This window comes from Dyadobacter sp. Leaf189 (genome assembly GCF_001424405.1).
Taxonomy (GTDB): Bacteria; Bacteroidota; Bacteroidia; order Cytophagales; family Spirosomataceae; genus Dyadobacter.
In genome coordinates this window covers 857,226-878,248 of record NZ_LMPS01000001.1, presented here as the reverse complement: position 1 = coordinate 878,248, position 21,023 = coordinate 857,226, and the positions used below count along the sequence as shown (strand labels likewise).

The 21,023-nt window shown below is 49.5% G+C and carries 10 protein-coding genes; all 10 read right to left on the bottom strand.

The window, feature by feature from the left end:
• Nucleotides 1-2: 2 nt before the first annotated feature.
• Nucleotides 3-1,199, bottom strand: a complete 1,197-nt coding sequence (locus ASG33_RS03810) for a VCBS repeat-containing protein (protein WP_056280513.1) — start codon at nt 1,197-1,199, stop codon at nt 3-5.
• Nucleotides 1,200-1,405: 206 nt separating this feature from the next.
• Nucleotides 1,406-4,990 (bottom strand): PVC-type heme-binding CxxCH protein, encoded by a 3,585-nt coding sequence (locus ASG33_RS03805; protein WP_056280510.1) that lies wholly within the window; start codon nt 4,988-4,990, stop codon nt 1,406-1,408.
• A 59-nt stretch (nt 4,991-5,049) separates the two neighbouring features.
• Nucleotides 5,050-6,825, bottom strand: a complete 1,776-nt coding sequence (locus ASG33_RS03800) for a hypothetical protein (RefSeq protein WP_200942719.1) — start codon at nt 6,823-6,825, stop codon at nt 5,050-5,052.
• A gap of 119 nt (nt 6,826-6,944) precedes the next feature.
• On the bottom strand, nt 6,945-8,669 hold the full coding sequence (locus ASG33_RS03795; RefSeq protein ID WP_056280507.1) for a hypothetical protein: 1,725 nt from the start codon (nt 8,667-8,669) through the stop codon (nt 6,945-6,947).
• 71 nt (nt 8,670-8,740) lie between these two features.
• Entirely contained in the window at nt 8,741-10,510 is a 1,770-nt protein-coding gene (locus tag ASG33_RS03790) for a RagB/SusD family nutrient uptake outer membrane protein (RefSeq protein ID WP_056280505.1), read from the bottom strand.
• Between the two features lie 17 nt (nt 10,511-10,527).
• A complete protein-coding gene (locus ASG33_RS03785; protein ID WP_056280502.1) occupies nt 10,528-13,650 on the bottom strand; it encodes a SusC/RagA family TonB-linked outer membrane protein in 3,123 nt (1,040 codons plus the stop codon).
• A 37-nt stretch (nt 13,651-13,687) separates the two neighbouring features.
• Nucleotides 13,688-15,580 (bottom strand): RagB/SusD family nutrient uptake outer membrane protein, encoded by a 1,893-nt coding sequence (locus ASG33_RS03780; protein ID WP_056280499.1) that lies wholly within the window; start codon nt 15,578-15,580, stop codon nt 13,688-13,690.
• A gap of 12 nt (nt 15,581-15,592) precedes the next feature.
• Nucleotides 15,593-19,108, bottom strand: coding sequence for a TonB-dependent receptor (locus tag ASG33_RS03775; RefSeq protein WP_200942718.1), 3,516 nt, complete (start codon nt 19,106-19,108; stop codon nt 15,593-15,595).
• Nucleotides 19,109-19,130: 22 nt separating this feature from the next.
• Complete coding sequence (locus ASG33_RS03770; protein ID WP_056280496.1) at nt 19,131-20,216, bottom strand: FecR family protein; 1,086 nt, start codon at nt 20,214-20,216, stop codon at nt 19,131-19,133.
• 90 nt (nt 20,217-20,306) lie between these two features.
• On the bottom strand, nt 20,307-20,906 hold the full coding sequence (locus ASG33_RS03765) for an RNA polymerase sigma factor (protein WP_162242722.1): 600 nt from the start codon (nt 20,904-20,906) through the stop codon (nt 20,307-20,309).
• Between the last annotated feature and the right edge of the window lie 117 nt (nt 20,907-21,023).

The following is a 21,023-nucleotide window of genomic DNA, read 5'->3' as shown; positions in this document are numbered from 1 at the left end:
TGTTACTTACCTTTTTGCTGCGTGAAAACCCGTACTCCTTTTTTATTTCCGGTCACGATATCCAGCAAGCCGTCATTATTAATGTCCTCCACAGTTACGTGCAGCCCTACCCCTGAATTGTTATCAACCTCGTGCCGGGTCCACGTTGGCGTTTTCCCCGGTTTATATTCAAACCAGTAAACTACTGCCGGCTCAAATTCTCCCGGATCGTTTCCGTGATGGGCAAAATACCTTTTTCCCGTGATGAAATCCATGTTCCCGTCACCATTGATATCCTTCATTTCCAAACCGTGCGTCTGCGAAAACGAATCGTCGATTGTATGATGACGCCAGATCACATTGCCTTGGGCATCTTTCTGCTGCTCGTGCCACCACACCCCATAGTCATGGGCTGAGGCGCTGAGTACGTCATTCAATCCATCTCCATTTAAATCCATCACATACATTTGCGAACAGTCTTTACCGAGGTCGGCGGGATGAAATTTCCAGTCTTCTTCTTTCCCGTGCTTTGCCGGTCCCTCCGCCGGACCTTCCCACCAGCCCGCTTTCACAAGTACATCTTTCCTTCCATCGCCATTGATATCCCCATACCCGATTCCATGCGTGTACATGTGGGTAGAGTTATTGGGATCATTGCTGATTACATACTTTTCCCAGGCTATCTCACCCTTTTTCGCAGGACTTTTCATCCAGATCACTTTCTTAGCCGTGGGATCATTACAAAGCAGGTCGAGCCTGCCGTCGCCGTCAATATCCACCATCATCGGCGATTCGTTTCCCACCGAGGAATGGATCAGATGCGCCGGCCAGTGTCCTGGCTTTCCTTTCAGGTTTTCGTGCCAATAGGCAGCCTTACCCGGCCAGTCAATCCGAACCAGGTCAATCCAGCCGTCCTGGTTCACGTCCATTGCATAGTCCAGAAATGAGTTACTATAACCGCCATTTACCTGAAAAGTATCGGGTTTCATAATTTCATGTGCCTTCCAGGAAGGCGCCTCAAACCAATACGCCCCTGCCAGCACATCCTTTTTCCCATCCTTATTCACATCCCCCATCGCAGCTCCTTCCGAGATAAACCGCTTCGTTAACTCCGTCTTCTTGAATGTGATATCGCTGCCCTTTTTAGCCTTGGTCTGCGCCTTAGCAAAGCAAGGCATTAAAGCAGCCAGGAGGCAGAGGAATTTTATTTGATGATGCATTTCAATCTTATTTAATGTTTACAAACTTCTATTGATTGTCTACCTTTTGTCACCCTGAGCGGAGTCGAAGGGCCTGCACAAAAGCGTCTCACAAGTTCCCTTCGACTCCGCTCAGGGTGACAAAAAAGGCACTTAGGCCGGCAGAAAAGCGCTCAGGGTGACAAAAGAACGCTTACTGTAACAAACGTAAACTCACATAAACGCCATCACTTCACACTCAGCAAATAATCCATTAATGCGTAAAAATCCTTTTCCGGGATTATATTCCTGAACTGGTCGGGCATTAAGGTGTACTTGGAAGCGCGGTGTTCTTTCATTTCGCTTTTGGCTAGCGCAAATTCCTTTCCGGTCATATCTGCAAATACCATTGTTTCGCCTTCTGTCCTGCGGTACAAGCCCGTGAGCGTCTGGTCATTTTTCAATGTGATATTATAAGTACGAAATGCCTCGGTTATATTCCTGTTAGGGTCAAGAATCTTTTGGGTCAATGCTTTGTGGCCCCAGTTTCCGATACCATCGAGCTGCGGACCGACCATTCCGCCCTGCCCTAAAATCTGGTGACAGCCGCTGCAATTCTGCACAAAAACGGCTTTCCCTGCATCGGTCAATCCACCCGCCGGCTTGAAGTTGGCAATGCGCGTATCAATCAGCTTTTGCCGCTCTTCCCGCTCGTCTGCCCCAGCCGCAAGGTATCTCTGCATTTGCTCCCGCTGACCAGCATTGGCATTCACATCCAAACGTTCTTTCACCGGAATTTCATTGGCAATATCAGGATTAGCGGCTTCCTCTTTAAATGCATGCAGCAGGTAATCAATACCTTGTGAAGTATTGGAAAGTACCGTAGCGATCGCAACCTGCAAATTTCGTGCACCGCCCGCCAGCTGCTTTTTCAGCATTTCATAAATAGAAGGTGAAGGCGCCTGGCTCATCGAAGCCGCTAGTTTTTCGCGTAGTATCGGCAGCTCCGCAGGATCATCAAAAGCTTCCGCAAGCACATTCACATTTGCCTTCGGATCAATATTCATCAATGCATTTGCCGCCGCGCTGCGAACCGGGTAATCCAGCCATTTCGCTTTGACCATTTCTCTTAATTTCGGTTCAAGTGATTTGATCCGAAACTCATTAGCTATCTCTGCTGCCGCAACCCTTTGATCAGAAATAATGCCAGGCGCCTTCGCCGGAATTTCCAGTACAGCCGGTTCCAGTTTCCCAAAACCCACCGAGCCGGTCTGCGAACTGTCAACCGCCTCGATATAGCCCATTTGTCCGGCGTATTTACTCAGATTAAAGGTTGTATTTTTGATCAAATCCTTCCATTGCATTGTTTCTTTCTGGTTCAGGCGGTATTCCTGAATGATCTTTCCACCTTCTGCGAGTCTTACCCGAATAGCATTTCTTGAAACACCTTTTTTCTCAGGCAGGTTGTGGATATCGTTATCAAAAACATTCATTTTCAACGTAGCCGGCAATTTGAATGGGACTGAGTAAAGCGCAGCAGTGGGCACATAGCCGTTTTTCTCACTCAAAATAATTCGAAAAGCGGGTGTGATATCCGTCAGAAACTGTTCTGAGACTGTCCATGTATTACCGGCATCAGCCGTTTTCGCCAGTGGTCTGTTCTTCCAGACTTCCGAACTTTCGGAGATACCTTCCAGGAACCGCGTCGCCAGACTGGTACCCCAGGAAACCAGTTTCTCTCCGGGCTCCATCCCGCTCTGCTTTACACCCGCCTGGATCGTTTTATATAAGGAAAGCTGTGTTTCAAGATCATTCGCGAACTTGCTAGTGATCAGGCCAATAGCTTTTTCTAGCTGGTAAGGCGAAACATGCCTGCCAATATATTCCAGATTTCGAACCAGGTCCTCCGAGTATATTTCGTGCGTAAGCGTATAATCCAGCACGAATGCAGCCAATGTCGAAGATGGTATATCGAGCATTGCCCTCGTCATCAATGCAAGCTGCGCTTCTGTCCACTTGGAGCCGGCAAGCCGCCACTGGATGCTCCGATCTTTGAGGTTATCCCGCAGCGCAAGCAAAGCAGTATAGCGCAAATGAGTGTCTTGCGAATCCGTTTTATCGTAAAGCTCGGTTAGATGTGCTATGTTTTGGAAGCGTGGAAATCTGCCGAGCGTCTCTGCGGCAACCCTGCGTACAGATGGGTCAGAATCAGTTTTCAATGCATTTACCGTCAGCTGATGAAAGTTATTGGCCACTCCGAGACCCTCCGCAACAATTCGGAGCGCATGCACACGAAGCACTGGATCACTGCTTTCCATTGCGCTCATTAACAATTCCGGGTTCAGCACGTCCAACCGGTTCAGTATCCACAATGCATGTACAGCCGCCGTTTTAGATCCCGCTTTTTCACTATCAAAAAATAATATCTCCAAAGGCCTGGTCGCCTGTTCTTTCCAGCTATCCACAATTCGGTCCGCCACTTTCAATCTGGTATTCAGCTGCGGGTGTTTCAATCCCTCGATCAGTTGATCCAGCGTCGCTTTTGACCAATCCACCACCTTCATATCCTGATGCGGTAAGTCACCTTTGTAGGTAATCTTCCAAATGCGTCCGCTAAGCCGGTCGCGACCGGGGTGATTTAATGCAACTTCATAATGACCGATGATTCTGTTATAAAAATCAGCAATGTATATAGCGCCATCAGGCCCCAGCTTCACATCCACCGGCCTGAACCACGGATCTTTACTTACCAGCAATGGTTCTTCCTTTTTGGAAACGGGCGTCGAACCTTTATATGTGATCGTATTGCGGTCAATGCGGCAGGTTACCACATCTCCCGTATAAAAACTGTTTCGGTACTGCTCGGGAAACTGGGTGCCCGTATAATAAACCAGACCAGCCAATGCAGTTGAACCCAGATCGTAGTCCATCATCACCGGAGCAAACCCTAGTCCGGCCGGTGCTTTTTTACCAAAATGCGGATATTCTCCGCCGAAAATGAGCTGCGTGATCGGCTTCGTGTGACAGTCCACCGAATACAAATACCCTTTTTCATCATAAGCATAGCCAAATGGATTTACCCGACCGAAGGTGGTCTGCTCCACGTGAGTCCCGTCGAGTTTCACCCGGAATGTATTCCCCGAAGTCATTTTAATGGTATCCCCGTCGGTACCTGCCACATTGGAAGTATTGGAAAAACCGTGACAAACGTGGAGCCAGCCGTCGTAGCCGCGCACCAGGTTGTTCACCATTCCGTGCGTGTCTTTGTGACCGAATGGTCCCAGCAGTACTTTTTTGCTGTCTGCTGTCCCGTCATTATTATCATCTTTGATATAATACAAATTGGGAATGCTGTAAGCAATCGCACCGTCGGCCACGGGCATTACCCCGATCGGGATATTCAGATTATCGTCGAAATGCGTAAAGGTATCTGCCTTCCCATCGCCATTTTTATCTTCCAGAATCGTGATCCGATCCTTCCCGTCACCCTGCCCCGCAGCCACCGGATATTCCGAACTTTGAGTCACCCAAAGCCGGCCGCGGTCATCAAACTCCATATTAATGGGCTTGGTAATATCGGGCTCAGAGGCAAAAAGGGTGACTTCAAAACCAGGAGGCAGGATGAAATTCTTGCGCTCTTCGTCAGGCGTTTTGAATTCGCTGGTTCTGATATGCTCAGCGTAAAGATCAGGCGAAGGCTGGGCGTTCAGGGCAATTTTGGAGCTCTGCCCGGATTTGCTTTTCGGCGCGCTGCAACTTTGCGCATAAAGAAAAAGTACCGCAGATAAAACAACGGTACTGCCAAAGCGAGACTTCTTTAAATAATCATTCATTTAGGAGTTGATTTTACCCCCTGCCCCCCGACCCCCTCTTTGGGGGCAGGGGGGTGGGCTCACGGCTGATAAATGTAATTAGCTCTTCCCGCAGGTGCCACGTCTCCATTAACCCAGAAATCCATGATATTGCCCTGCTCCTGCATACTGTCGCTCCATTTAAATTCAAAATCGGGCTCGCCGGTGATGCCGAGCATGGATTTAGGCACTTTGATCTCCATTTTATTTTTATTGACAGAGAACTCGGCTTCACCCGCCTTTGTCCAGTTCCAGGCTGCATCCGTTTTTTCAACAATTGCTTTTTTATCAGGATTAATGCGGTTGATGACCACATCATATCCTTCCCAGCCCGTGTTCTTATCCTTATCAGTATTGATAAAAAGACGCATCCAGCCCGGATCTGTTTTAGGCGAAAGCGGCTGTGCGGTTTCTACATAGAAGTACACGAAATCCGCGTCACGAGCTACTTTTGAAAGCACAATATCATTCCGGCCGGTCGTATTTGTGTACACCAGACTCCCCCAGCCCGGACTGTTCCGATGCATCGTACTGCCTTTATGCGCCGCGAATGCAGGAGTTACCTGATCCCATTCTGTAAACTTCCCATCGATCGCAACCGTAGTAGCTGCCGAAGTTCGCTCCCGGGCAGGCAGGCCCTTGAACTTTCGGATATTCGCCGCCATTTGGTAATAATAATTATCGCCGTGACCGCCTTTCATAGGCTCGATATCTCTGCTGCCTTCCTGGTCAAATTCGTCGGGAAATGCATTGGTTTGCTCCTGCCACACATCGTAGCGGCCTGCAATCCACTCGTTCCAGCCGGTGATGAATATCAGCTCGGGGTTAATTTCCAGCGCCCTGTCAAACTGCTCCTGAAAATTAAAGCCGTAATTCACTGCGCCAGGCGTGGTAACCTGCCCTTTGGTGTGCGTATAGCTTCTGCCAAATGAGCCCGTTGCATTCAATGCAGTCAACCCGCGTGCTTTGGTCCAGTTCTGGGCTACGCCTACCGTCGCCTGCTCGAAAGTCCCGTCTGCGTTTTTCTTATATCCGTGCTGCGGGTAAATTTCCAGCCAGCCCCAGTGATCTGCTTTTTCCGGCCCTTTGTTATAAACCGGCTGCCCCGGACGGAATGTAAAAAATTCACGCAGTTCCTTTTCCAATGCAGGCTCAGCCGTTTTTCCTTTGATGGTTTCGGTAAATTCAGGAGAAGCCATAATGAATGGTTTTCCCTTCCACATAAACCACAGATCCTTGTACTTTCCCGGCTTATAAAGGTCTGCGTAAATCTCCCTGATGATCTCTTTTCCGCCGTCAGTTGTCCAGAAAGGCAGCATAAAGCAGATCTGAGGCGTTTTTACGCCGTCTTTTCTGGCTTGCGTAAATACCTCGCAGAGTTTCATATAGGATTCCTTCCAGGTCAGGTTTCCATTGGTACAATCAAAAATGATCATATCCACACCTGCGTCGGCCAGCATTTCAGCATGTTTGCGCAGCAGCCACTCGTCGGTATCTACATAATACCCAAAAAGCGGCTCCGCCCAAAACCACGGACTTTTGCGCTTCGGCCAGATCGGATCATTGTAATCGTGGATCGCTTTGGGATTGCGGGAAAGGTATTCGGTTACATTCAATGCAGGATTATTCTTCGCCTGCTGCGTATGCCAGGTCCAGTAAAACAGTCCCACAAACTTGTCCTTTTTAAAATCTCCTGCCTCCTGATGCGAAGGCAACCTGCGGCCGACTGCATCGGTAGCAGTGACGAGTGGGCTGTAATTTTGGGCGAAGGCTGGTGGTGCGAGGAGTAGGAGGATAAGTTGAAGTTTGATTTTCATTTTTCAAAAGATGGTTTGTAAGTTTTTGTCACCCTGAGCGCACCGGGCCGCCGGGCGGTCGAAGGCCCTTCGACTGCGCTCAGGGTGACAAGTGTTAATGCGCTTGGGTGAGAAACACGCTACTCGTTTGCGATAAAATTAAACCTCCCGCCAGGCGCAACGTCGCCGTTTACATACCAGTCTAGCGGGTTGTTGTCTTCCTGCATGTTGTCCGACCATTTGAACTCCATGTTCAGGGGGGATTTCAGATTTGTTAAAAAGGATTTAGGAATAGAGACCATCATTTGATTGCCTGCAACCTGGTAGGTCACTTTCTTGACGTCGTGCCAGTTACCCGATTTATATTGCTGCAAAGTGTTCCCTGAAACAATGCGGTACTCGTACCCTTTCCAGCCGGTAGCCGCCTTCCGGTCGATATCCAGGTAAAGGCGCATCCAGTTGTCGCCGGAGTTCGGCGTGATTTCAGCTACTGTTTTTACATAGAAATAGAGGTTCTTTTCATCACGGGCCATCTTCATTTCGTCAAAATCATTTCTTCCCGTTTTGTTCACATACACCATCGCAGGCTCTGTTTGCGCACCGGGATGGTTTCGCGCCTGAGTATCACCTGTGTAATCTTTGTAAATGGTCGCAATGCCTTTCCAGTCTTCCAGATTTTTGATGCTTTTTACCGGCCCCAAAGCCGGATTGGCTTCCACACCCTTGTACCTGCGCACATTGGCGACTAGCTGCATATAATAATGGTCTTTCAAACCTGCCGTGAGCGACGGCTCAATATCCCGGCTGTATTCCGGACTCGCCTGATCGCAAAACCACGAATGTTCCGGGTTCTTGTCGTGACTAGGAAACTTACCCGCAATCCATTCATTCCAGCCGGTCACATATACAAAAGGCGTATTCTGCTTGATCGCGAAATCCCATTGCTCCTGCACATTGTAACCGTAAACAATATCCTTCTTCGGATCGCCGGGCGAGCCATTGCGATAGCTCCTGCCCCAGTTGTCTTTGTTCCCGTAAAACGCCGACCCGCCCATTCCCGCAGTGGGATTTGGATGCTGCGCAACCGAGACATTGATAATCTCCGCTTCGCCTGCATTATTATAATGTACTTTCTGAGGTCGGGTAAAAGAAATCCACGGCCAGCCATTTTTCTTCTGCGCCTCCGTAGGCCATTGTGACTCGCGGAAAGTAAAAAAGGATTTGTAGTTGCTCCCTTCTGCCTCTTTACTGATCCCGATGATCAAAGGCTTGCCGTCGAGCATATACCAGCTGTCCGGGTGGCGGTAAGGGGCGCCTTCTTTGTAAAACATATCATACGCTTCCTGCATCGTTTCACCAGATTGCGTATTGGTATAAAAAACAATCTTGGGTGCTTTCCTGCCCTGCGAGCGCACTGCGTCCATTGCTTTCATCAGCGCATCGGCCTGCTTCGGGTAAGTGAGCCGGTTCGTTGCATCAATCACCAGAAAGTCAACTCCCGCATCCGTGAGCAGCTGAATGCTCCGCAGATGCACCCAGTAATCATCGCCTTTATAGTATCCATAAATAGGCTGTCCCCAGTAGTACATTCCTACGCCATTCTTGGGATCACCTCCCCAATCGGGATGATCAAAGTCTTCCAGTACCGCGGGATTTTTGGAAACGATCGCATGGAGGTCCCAATGCCGTGCCGGCGCTACATCGTGCCACAGGAAATAGAACATACCTACCTGGCGGTCGCTCTTTGGATCGCCCACAACGTTGTTTTGCGGAATTGTCCTGCCGAGGTCATCAGTACCTGCCAGCGGCTGCGCAAAACTTGCAGTCGCTGTCAGGCCTAACAGTGTGAAGATTCTCTTTAGCATTATTAAGGATTTAGGATGTATTTGCATTCAATGGCCGCCACGCAGTAGCGCAGTGCCGTAGCTGGCCAGATTTAATCCAGCCAGCCGGGATTTTGCCAGTCTGCACCGGACAGTCCGACGATCTTGTCCACTTCGGCCTGGTCTATCGGGTAAAGCAGGTATTTGTCTGAAAACGCATTGCGGTTGGTGAACTTAAACCGGCGATAAACGAAGTTGGCGCCGCTTTTGGTAATCCGCATTCCTGTTACAAAACGGTCGGTCTGGTCCAGGATCTTCCAGCGGCGCACATCAAAAAACCGGTGCTCTTCAAATGCCAGCTCAACGCGCCTTTCATTCCTGTATTTTTTCTCAAATGCCTCTTTCGTCATCGCAGCCGGAAAGCCGGGCATTCCTGCCCTCGCCCGCACTGCATTCACAGCCTGCCGCGCAGACATGGTTTGTGCGCCTACCTTCACAGCCGCATCCGGTCCGGCCGACTGGTTCGCAGCCTCAGCAAAATTGAGATACAGCTCTGCCAGCCTGAACAGCCTGATCGCACCGTCTGCATCATTGTTCTGTCCCGACCTGAAATTGTTGAACTTCCTGAGATAATAGCCCGTCCGCGTATGTTTCCGGTTGATATCTGAAATCTCCTCAGCCCCGCCGACAAAGGTTTCGACCTTCTTTCCCGCAGGCTGGTCCAGGTTCCTGACAGCGCCATTGTAGTAAATGGAAGCGTAAAAACGGGGATCGCGTCCTGCATAAGGATCCGTTTCTTTGTAGCCCGAAGTTGCGTTGATAACCGGCGTGGTACGATTAGCATCGGAATACCCTGTTATCGGTGCTTCCCCATTCGCCATTTCGTAGCTGTCTACCAGTTCCTGCGTGGGGCACGGGCCCGTTCTTTCCATGCCAGGGTTGGTCGGCATGCCTGCATACCGCCAAACCTGCATAGCATCTCCGGCATGATAGATGGTTTCTTTATCGGTAGCGCGCTGGTCATTTGAACTGGTGAAAAAGTAAAGCGCGTAGCTGTTTTGAGCGATATCAGCTGATGGTTTTTGGTTGAAAAGCTGATAACCGTTTGCCAGGCATTCTCCCAGCGCTTCGGCAGTAATTGTAGTGGCCATTTGCCAGTTATAGGTACCGTCGCTCCAAAGCGGGCTTGCTGCATAGGTAACCGCCTGCGACTTGACAGCATAAGCAACTGCCCGCGTCATGATCCCATATTGATTGTCGAAAATATCCCAGGGCAAACCCTCCCGCGTAGCAGGATATGAAAGTGCCTTGTCGCAATCCGCCAGAATGAAGGTTACTACCTCCGAAAAGGTAGCACGTTTATCCTGCGAGAAATCGTGGTCAATCGCGAGCGGCTTATCGAAGATAGGCACGCCGCCATAGCGTTTGATCAATTGCAGGTAATACAATGCACGCAAAGTGTGCGCCTGCGCTATCCAAGAATTCTTCTCTCCTTCGCTCGCATAAACCGTAGCGGTTTTGATGTTTTCAATAAATACATTGCATTTCCGGATCCCTTCATACAGTTTCCCCCACGGACTTCCGTCTGCTGAATTGGTCGCGTAAGTAAGAGAAGTCACATTGCCGCCGTACCAGACAATGTATTTTGAGCCTGGCGTGATATCGTCTGCGTCCTGGGCCTCATCCGTAAAAGAGGCACGGTCCATGTAAGGTTTCGGGGTAAAGCCGTAGCACGAATTCAGATAGCCGCGTGTCCGGTTATAGTCGCTGAATACCTGGTCCATGGTAATGCGGCCGTCGCTTGGCAAGTCCAGCTTTTCGTTACAGGATACCAATATGGAGGTAACTGCAAGTGTCAGGAGAAGTATCTTATATTTTTTCATTTTGTAAAATGACAGAGTTAGAAAATGACACTGATACCTGCATTGAACACGCGGTAAACTGGGAATCCGGCAAAGCCGCCGCCTTCGGGACCGTAATCCTTCGAGCGCATTTTATCCCACGTAATCAGATTTTGTCCGCTCACCAGTATCCTTATTTTTTCGGAAAGAATGTAGCGTGAAATGGAAGCAGGAAGCGTGTAGCCGATCTCCACATTTTTCAGGCGCAGATAAGAGCGGTTATCCAGATAGTAGTCGCTCGTTTCGTGGTTGACACTCTTGCCCAGCGAGAGTGCGGGTGCAGTGATCTCCTCCCCGTTTGCAAACCGTTCGGGTGTCCATGCATTACGGTGCAGCGAGCCGAAAACGCCGTCGTACTCAGTTTCCCAGATACCCGTGAGCGTGCCTGTTTCAACCGTTGCGTATTTGCCTACGCCCTGAAAAAGGAAGCTGAGATCAAGGTTTTTGTAAGTAAATCCGGCCGATAAGGAATAGATCGTACTCGGCAGCATGCCCGTTCCGATGGGCGCTTTATCACGTTCGTCGATCTTGGCGTCGCCATTCAGGTCGCGGTATTTAAGGTCTCCGGGGCGCGGTGTACCAAACCCATAAGTAAGTCCGCTCTGGTCGATCTCCGTCTGCGAATTGAAGTATCCGTTTCCATTGCTGCGATCCACGAGGTACCCGAACTTCTGACCAAAAGAATACCCTTCCTGCCATTTACGATAAGCATAATCCTCCGTTTTGAGCGCCTCATTCTGATTGATAATCTTGTTTTTAGCGTAGCTCACCATCAGTTTACCAAAAACTGAAAAGTCGCGACTCACTGCTTTGTTATACCCGAGTGTCAGATCAACACCCTTGTTTTCAAAACTACCTGCATTGAGCTTGGGATAGTTAACGAGCTGCACACCCTGGTAAAGCGGAATTGTGGATAGCGCGCTGACGATCATGTTGTCCATTTTTTCATGAAAAACATCTACCGACAAATTCACTGCATTCAGAAATCCAAGATCGATCCCGAAGTTCTGCTTCTTGGAAATTTCAGCTGCAATGTTGGGATTACCCACCTGGCCTTCCTTCACTTCATATTGCAGTGAACCGATCGGCCCGCCGCCCGTCACCGTCACATTGTCCAGGTATGCATACCGCGCAAGCCCGCTTTCATCATTAGCCGTTTTCCCGTAAGAAGCGCGCAGTTTCAGGTAAGAGAGGAATGCATTGTCTTTTAAAAACGCCTCATTGGAAATCACCCAAGCCGCCGAAATTGCAGGTGTGGTTGTATAACGCGAGCTTCTCGCATACTGCTCAGATCCTGAATAGCCGAGATCCAGTTTCAGCAGGTACCGGTTATCAAACCCATAATTGACCTCAAATCCTGAGCTAACCCTATTGTAAGGCAGCATTCGCGCCGAATCGTTTTCAGCTCTTGTGAGGTTTTGGTAAAACATATACGCCATTGCTCCCACCCGGTGCCGGCCAAAGTCGCGCTGATAGTTCATTGCCACATTGTAAGTCAAATGGTAATAGTAGGAATGCGACTTGGAGTATGCCAGCGGCGTGTTGTTCTGCGCACCTTTTTTAATGAATCCGGTACCCGAAGAATCGCTCGTCTGCACCCAGCGCTCATAATCCTGCTTGGTACTCAAACTACCCACGGAGTTGGTCTGGTAAGCCAGTCTGCCGGTCATGTTCAAACCTTTCGTCAGAAAACCCATATCCAGGTCGAGACCAAACTGCGAGGTAATGTTGGTAACCGTGTGGCGCACATAGCCTGTCCGGTTGAGCAAACCATAGGTAGGCGATTCCACACGTTCGGTCGTGATCACTTTTCCACCGGGATCTGTTACTTCGCCGGAACCGTCCACTACCGGCTGCGTTACCGGACCGTACACCGTAGAAGGAATCCGGAAAATGCTCGAATACACATCTGCATTACTTGCGCCAGGCGTACGTTCGCGCTTCACATTCCCGCTCAGCCTCACGAATGCTTTCAGGTAACGGTTCAGGTTCATATCCACATTGGAGCGATAGTTTACCCAGATATTGTTCGCATTGGGATTGTAGCGCTCCTGGTCGGTTTTGAAATAGCCGCCCTGGTGCATGAAATTGATGTTCGAGAAGAACTGCACTTTGTCGTTTCCGCCCGTCACATTCACACTCGCCCGCTGCATGTTGGCGAAATCCTTGATGAAGCGTTTGTACCAGTTGTTATTAGGGTAAAGAACAGGGTCTGAGCCTGACCGGTAACCTTCAATCTGCTGCTGGCTATACAGATAATTGGCTCCCAAACCGTCATTGAATGCAGCCTGGTTCCGCATGGTGGCGTAGTCGGCCGAGTTATAGAACGGCGGGGTTGTAGTTACCTGCTGCATTGATTGGTCAAACCTCGTCTTGATCTGCAAAGGCCCTTTTTTACCTCTTTTCGTGGTAATCACCAGCAGCCCGTTTGCACCCTGAATACCGTAAAGCGCCTGGGTAGAAGCATCCCGCAGGATCGTCACCGTTTCGATTTCATTGGCGGTAATGTAATCCAGCGTCTGGTTACTGTTGTAAGCGCAGATAATCCCGTCGATGATCACCAGCGGCCCACCGTCCCGTGCCGCAGCAAGCCCGCGGATGTACAGGTTGGTATTTGCCCGCGAGAGTTCCGAGAAGGTTTCCTGCGTGGTAAGTCCCGGCAGACGGCCGGCAAGTGTTTGCGTCAGGTTAGCGACAGGCGCTTTTTCCAGCTCTTCGCCTTTCACTGTCGCAACCGAACCCGAGATATCATTCCTGAACTGCGAGGTGTAACCCAGCTGAATTACTTCGTCCTTCCTGTGCGCGTCCCATTCCAGCTTCACATCAAGCTCCTGCTTGTCGGTGACATTGATTTTCTGGTTTTTGTAACCATATAATGAAAATACAATGGCGCGGCTGCCGTCGTCGATACTCATCGCAAACTCTCCCTTACTATTCGTAGAAGTTCCATTTTTCCCGTTTTCAGAATTGATCACAACACCCGAAAGCGGCTTGCCAAACTCATCGAGCACGAGCCCGTTGATCGTTTCTGTCGGTTCCTGCGCCAAAGCTGCCGTGCTGAATGCGGACAGGATCACAAAGGCTGCGAGCGAAAGGATACCGGATTTTATATATGTTATCATAAAAAATGATCGTATAAATCGTTGAAAACAATATTGATTACCAACCCGGACTTTGCCAGTTCGCTCCTGTAATAGACCGCAGTCTGTTTGCCTCATTCAATGGCATAGGCACCCACAGGAACTTGTTTGTGTAATTCTTTCTTTCCGTACCGCGCACATTCCGCCGTTTATAGCTAAAAGTGCCGTTTGCGTTCCGGGTGATTTCCATAGCTGTAATCCAGCGGTCGGTTTTGGAAAGATCCTCCGTCGGCATGGACCACCGACGCACATCGAAATACCTGTTTTCCTCCATTGCCAGCTCTACCCGGCGCTCGGCGCGCACGCGCTTGATCAAGGCATCTTTGGAAAGACCCGCTGGAAGATTCGGCATTCCGGCACGGGTGCGGATCTCGTTTACGGCTTTGGCCGCATCGGCAAGCTGGCCAGCTTCGGCTGCTGCCTCAGCAAAGTTGAGGATCACCTCGCCCAGCCTGAAAAGCTTCCAGTTGGCACCAGCGATCGGATTGTCGCCGCCTGAATTGGGATGTAAAAACTTGCGCTCATAATACCCCGTGCGCGTTGCCCGGCGCGTGGTCGGGTGAATGCCCGTTTGCGGCTCGCCGGCGTAAGTGGCGATAATGCGCGTGCGGTTCCCGATAGGTGCCGGATAGTTTTCTACGGATTCCGGTGCTTCGGCGAAGTTCCACATTGCTTTGCGCTTTGATCCATTGTAATAAATGGATGCGTAAAAACGCGGGTCGCGGTTGGCATAAGGATCATTTGGATTGTAGAGCTTGTTGGCTGCATTGTAGTTGGGCTGCAAATGCTGGTCGTCGAGGTACGGCCTATCCAAGTCAAGGATAGGCTGACCGTCGATCGTTTCATAAGCATCCACCAGCTCCTGCGTAGGACAAGTTCCCGACTTATAACCATCCTGCGAGCCAATACCGTCGATATTCCAGATGTTACCCTGGTTTTCACGGCTCTGGTAAATGGTTTCACGATCCACCGGCGCAGCCGAGTAGTTCATGGTCTGGGTAAAATATTCATTATAAATGGCGGTATTCACATTTTTGTTCGGGCCGAGGAAAGCTGTTTCAGAAAGGTAGGTCTGCGGGAAATTAACCTGATTGTACAGCTGGTACCCATTTGCTTTCAGGTTTTCCAGAGCCGTTTTATTGATCTGGTAAGCCTCCTGCCAGAGATTTTGACCGGCATTATTGAGCGGACTGGCTGCGAACAGGATCATTTTGGACTTAATCGCCTCCGCCAGACCTTTATGTACGCGCCCGCCTTCGCTGGCTGTAGTAACCCGCCACGGAAGCTCGGCCGTATTCAATGCTACGTCGCAATCTTCGATAATGAATTTGACCACATCATAATAGCTCGCTTTTTCCACGGTAGAAAAATCCTGGGAAAAGTCGTAAGGCTCTCTTTCGATCGGCAGCACGGGGCCAAACCATTTAAGCAGTTCCGAATAGTAGTAAGCCCGCAGCAAATGCGCCTCCGCTTTCCAGCGGGCGCGATCGGTCGGTACACGTACTACGGCCTCATCAATGCGGCTGATAAAAACGGTACAATTCCGGATTGCAGCCCAGTATCTTGCCCAGTACTCGCCGTTGCCGCCGTCAGCGCTGATGTTCGTTACCGGGTGACTTCCCGCGGATGCATCTCCATTATACATCCTGCCCGACATAATCCACGATTCTGCCTCCGCGTCGGTATCCCACGATTCGTCACTCCAGTTCACAGGCCCGCGGCTCCAGAAGAAGTAGCGCGTTCCTTTTACGGGTATGTTGGCATAACAGGTGTTCAAAAAGGCACCCACTTTGTCATTGTCTGCAAAAATCTCGTCCATGGCCAGCTTACCGTCGGGCGCCATATCCAGCACACCTTTACAGGAAGTCAGCAAGACAAAAACAAGCATTGAAAAACGATATATCTTTTTCATTGATCTCTCTGATTAAAAGGTGACGTTAAGACCGAGGTTCGCCATTTTCGTTACCGGGTAACCGAGCGAATCGTCGTTTTCCGGATCGAGATGGTTCATTCTGAGCTTGTCCCACGTGAAGTAGTTCTGTGCACTTACATATACCCGGAACTTGCTGATACCAATAGCTTTCAGCGACCCGGAAGGCAATGTGTAGCCGAACGTCAGGTTTTTGAGGCGGGTAAAAGACCTGTCCATAATGAAAAAATCATTGGAGGTATGGTTGGTTGTACTATGTGTGCTCAATGCAGGATAGGTAATGTCGTCTCCATTTGCGTAGCGTTCGGGTGTCCAGGCAGATTTGTGATAATCGAAATAGGTACCCCGGATAATGTATTCATACACACCCTGCTGCGCGTAGTTCATCGTGTATTTTCCAACACCCTGGAAGAAAGTAGTAAAGTCGAACCCTTTGTAATTGAATGTAAGCGACAAACCGTAATTGACGCGGGGAATGGTTGAGTAGCCGATCGGCGCCTGGTCCTTGTCATCAATGGTACCGTCGCCATTCAGGTCAATGTATTTGAAATCCCCTACCCTCGGCTCCCCGAATCCGTAACGGGTTTTGGCGAGATAGGAATCAAGTTCTTCTTTGGAGTTGAAAAAACCGTTTCCATTGCTGTAATCAATTTTGTATCCCCAGGATTGATTCAAAGAATAGCCAGCCTGACGGTACCTGTGCGCGTAGCTTTCATCACGGATCGATTCATCCATGAATTTGACCGTATTGTGGTTGTACCCGTAGTTTCCTGAGATCATGATATTGAAATCTTTGGAAAAAGCTTTGTTGTACGTCAGCTCGATCTCGTAGCCTTTGTTATCCACCAGTCCCATATTCACTTTGGGGATATTACCGAGCGAAACACCCTGGAATTCAGGTACAGTACCTCTGTTGATCAGGATATTGCTGCGTTTTTCCTTGAAGTAGTCAAAGGTGAGGGTCAGGTCTCTCAGCAGCTGGAAATCAATTCCGTAGTTTTGTTTAGCTGCGACTTCCCAGGTAATATTCGGGTTACCCAACAAACCAAGGTTGATCTGCTGGCCGAGGCCCAGGCTGCCCAGCGGACCGCCGCCGCTCATTGTGATATTGCTTTGGTACAAAAACCGCGGACTGGTCTCACGCGACGCACCCAGAATGTCGTTACCTACTTTTCCGTAAGAAGCGCGGAATTTAAGGTTGGTGATGTACCGGTTGTTTTTAAGGAAATTTTCGTTGCTCATTACCCAGCCAATCGAAACCGCCGGAAAAAAACCAAACCGGTGACCAGGCGCAAACTGCTCGGATCCATTGTACCCCATATTTACCTCGGCCAGGTATTTCTCATCAAAACCATAAGTAGCCCGCGCAGCGACGCCCAGTACATTGTAAGGAATTTCGCCGGCCGTAGTCTCCCAGGTATCGCGCTGGGCAAGTATCATCCCGCCGATGTCGTGTTTCTCGCCAAACAACCGCTGGTAGTTAATGGAACCCTGCATATTGATGTTGTAGCGGGAATCAGCGCCTTTGCCAAGTGACAACAGCCTTTCGTCCGACCTTTTAACTGCGTAAGTGAGCACATCGGTAGCCGGGTTCACTTCTGCCAGGTATAGGCGCTCTGACTTGTCACCCTGCATCGCAGTTGTTGATTTTGAGTCGTAAGAAATCATCCCTTTAATGCTCAGCCCTTTGGTAACCGTATTACCCAGATCCCATTCCATCCCGAAAGATGAATTCAGGTTGGAGCGGATCTCATTGCGGTAGCCCATTCTGTTCATGATTTCAAATGCAGAGCGGTCCATATAACCGGGGTCGACGATCTGGCCGGGTGCTACGCCAAACCCGTCGATCGTAGTTGGTCCGGGCGTAATGGGCAGGATCGTTTGTGCCTGGTAAAGCAGGTCGCGCATCATCCAGTTGGTATCATTTCCGTAAAGCCAGGCTGCGGGCATATTCACCTGCTCAATGTAGCTGCCTATGTTCAGGAATGCTTTAAGGGAGTTGGTAACCTTGTAATCCAGGTTGGCGCGAAAGCTGTAACGGTCCATTTTGGAAGAAGGATCATAGCCGAGCACTGATTTGGGCTGTGTGTTCAAATTCCCCCCCTGGTGCAGGTAAGCACCATTTACAAAGTAAGAAACCTTGTCGGTTCCTCCTGTCACATTCATGTTAACACGCGTTTGGGGGGCATATCTTGAAATGTATTCGCGGTAGTAATCGTGATCGGGGTACATATATCTCCTGACCATTGATTTTTGCGCGTATTCAGGATCGTTAGGATCGAGTCCGGCGAGCGGATTGGCGTATTTATCCATTTGTTCCTGGGTAAAAGGCAGCGGCGTGATCCCGTCATTTTTGGAAGCTTCATTGCGCAATGCCATATATTCAAGCGAATGCAGGCGCTCGGGCTCGCGGGTGAAGGACGAAAAACTTTGCTCGGTATTGATCGTAAGCTCGGTTTTGCCGGCGGTACCACGTTTCGTGGTAATCAGGATAACGCCGTTTGCACCCCGCACACCAAATACTGCGGTAGCCGATGCATCTTTCAGAATGGAGACAGAGGCGACTTCATTTGCGTCCAATGTACGGATGTTGTCCCTGGGCACACCGTCGATCAGGATCAGCGGGCTTTTTCCATTAGTGGTGGCAGCGCCGCGCAGGTACATCGTAGCGTCATCGCGTCCCGGCTGGCCCCCACCCGATTGAATGGAGGTCAGGCCCGGTAAGCGCCCCGACAAGGAATTGGCCAAGCTTGCTGATGAACTCTGTTGTAATATTTCCGAACTCACAGACGATACTGCGCCTGTAACGGACACTTTCTTTTGCTCTCCAAAACCAACAACTACCACTTCTTCTAATGCTTTCTCGTCAACTTTCAGCGTAACATCTAGCCTCGTGGTTGCGCCTAATGCAATTTCCTGGCTCACATAACCTACGAAACTGAAAATCAACACGGCATTATCTTCTGGAACAAGGATCTGGTACTTTCCGTCGATGTTGGTGGAAGTACCCTGTGTGGTACCTTTTACAACCACACTCACCCCCGGAATGCCCGCGCCTTTTTCGTCAATTACAGTACCGGTCACGTCCCTGTCTGCTGCCGGAGAGGTTTGCGTATTTTCACTTCTTTCCTCCGAAGTTTTCTTTTCTCCGGCCCTTTTCAGCAGAATGGTCCTTTTGGAAACCTTGTATTCAATACCCAGCGGACCAAGCAGATTTTCGAGTACGGAATCCAGTCGCTGGTTGGCTCCCTCGAAACTCACCTTGCGCTCGGCCCCTATCATTTCGGCACTGTATACAAAGCGCACCTTGGTTTGTCCCTCGATTTTTTCGAGCACCTGCGCTACATCCATATTGCTAACTGTAATGGATATACGTTGACTCAGAATTTCCTGTGCACGCAGGTTATTGGCCGTCGCGATCTCCACAAACAGCAGCAGGAGCAGACATTGGCCGACGGTAAACTTCATGATCGGAAAAATGACCTTTTTACATTGAAGAAGTCTTCTCATAGATGGTTTAGGTTAAGACTGTTTAGTCACATCCGTTGGAAGTGACCGTAATTACACCGTTACTGAGCTCGTATTTTGCATTTACAACTGAGCAGATCATATCCATTTTCTCGGATACAGGCTCATCTCCCAGTTTTGCAGTAATGGTACATTCGGAAATAGCGTCGGCGTCGAAGCGGATCATGATCCCGTAGGTTTTTTCCAGCATCGTAAATACTTCGGTCAGCGGGGTGCGCTTGAATTCGAAATCCTGCTTTTCGACTGTCAAATCGAGTAAGACTGGTTTTTCGACCAGTTTGGCGGTCATTATCTTATTCTTCTGATTGAAAGTTACCTGCTCGTTTGGTTTCAGGATCAGCTTGCGTGACGCCGGCTGGCCTGCCACTTCATCTTCACTTTCCAGCGCCGATACCTCCACGAGGCCGGATTTTACAACAAGTTCTACTTCATCGTCCCCATCATTGGCGCGGATACTGAAACTGGTACCTTTTACTCTGGTCACCATGGATCCTGCGAAGACGATGAAAGGCTGTGCGGGATTTTTAACAACTTCAAAAAATGCCTCGCCTGCCATGCTCACCTCCCTTTTGCTTTTATCAAACTGCTCGGGATATGTAATGCGTGCATTGGGTTTCAGGATTACCGAGCTGCCGTCGGGCAGTGTTACCAGCCGGATGTTGCCGGTGTGATTGGTCACCTGCATGCTACGGGCCTTTTTGGGCTGCTGAACTTCTGCAAATGTGAATGCGAGTTCGTTCAATGCGCCCGGCCTGCGGTACAAGCTCAAACCGATTCCGAAAGCAAGGATTAAAATGGCCGCTATTTTTAGCCAATTGCCTTTCCACCAGAGAAATGGCTGCTGGTTGGCAGCCGGAATAGCGTCAAGGATCTCAGATACCCTGGATTTAACTTCGGTTTCGGAAATAACGTCCTGTTCACCGCGTATGGACAAAAGGATTTCTCTTGCCTGCTCGATAGCGGAGAGCTGCGAAGGGTTGTTCTGAATGTAACTTCGAAAGAAAAGGTCGGATTCGCCCTGGTAGACCCAGCGCCGGAATTGCAGATCTTCCACCCAGTCTTTGACTTCGAAGTCTTTATAGCTATTCATGGATTTCTTGAAAAGTTATTTGCTTTAATACGATGAGTATCGCCTCAACAAATAGTACCCATGAACTTTCAAATATTTTTTAGGAATTTATCAATACCAGTTAATGTCGGAGAGAATCGCCAGGAAAACAGCGGCATGGTGCCAGTATTCGCGTAATTTCTGAATACCATACTGCAAGTAATTGGCCACAGCCTGGCGCTGCAAGCCCATAATCACGGCAATTTCTTCATAGGAAAGGTTCTCGTAGTATTTCAGGTACAATGCCTCCCGCTGCCTTTTCGGGAGCGAGTCGATCGCCTGCCTCAGCCTTGTGCTGGTGAGGTGGTCGGTTTCGTTAATGATCCAGTCGGACTCCGGTGAAATGTCGTCAAAAGGCTCATTTCCCCCGATTTCAGAAAATACAGACTGGCGCCTGCACCTGCGGACCAGGTTATTGCGCAGCGACTGAAACAGATAAGGCTTGATCGCAGCGATTTCTGCCAGCGATTCCCGCTTTTCCCAGATGGAAAGAAACAGGTCCTGCAGGCAGTCCTTGATCATATCGCGGTCCGGAGTAAAGCGGGTTCCATAATGGTACAACGGAGCATAATTCAGCTCCGTTATTTCACCAAATGCACTTTTATCACCAGCACAAAACTGCTGCCAACGTGTGACCAGGTAGGCTTCGGGTAAATTATCTGAATGCTTCACGGGAATCAGGGACAAAAATCATTGATAAACATTCCACTTCAATACATCCAACTAAATCTTGTAATCAGTATGTAAATATCAATGCTGATGTTACCTTAACTATCCTGCGCTATCATG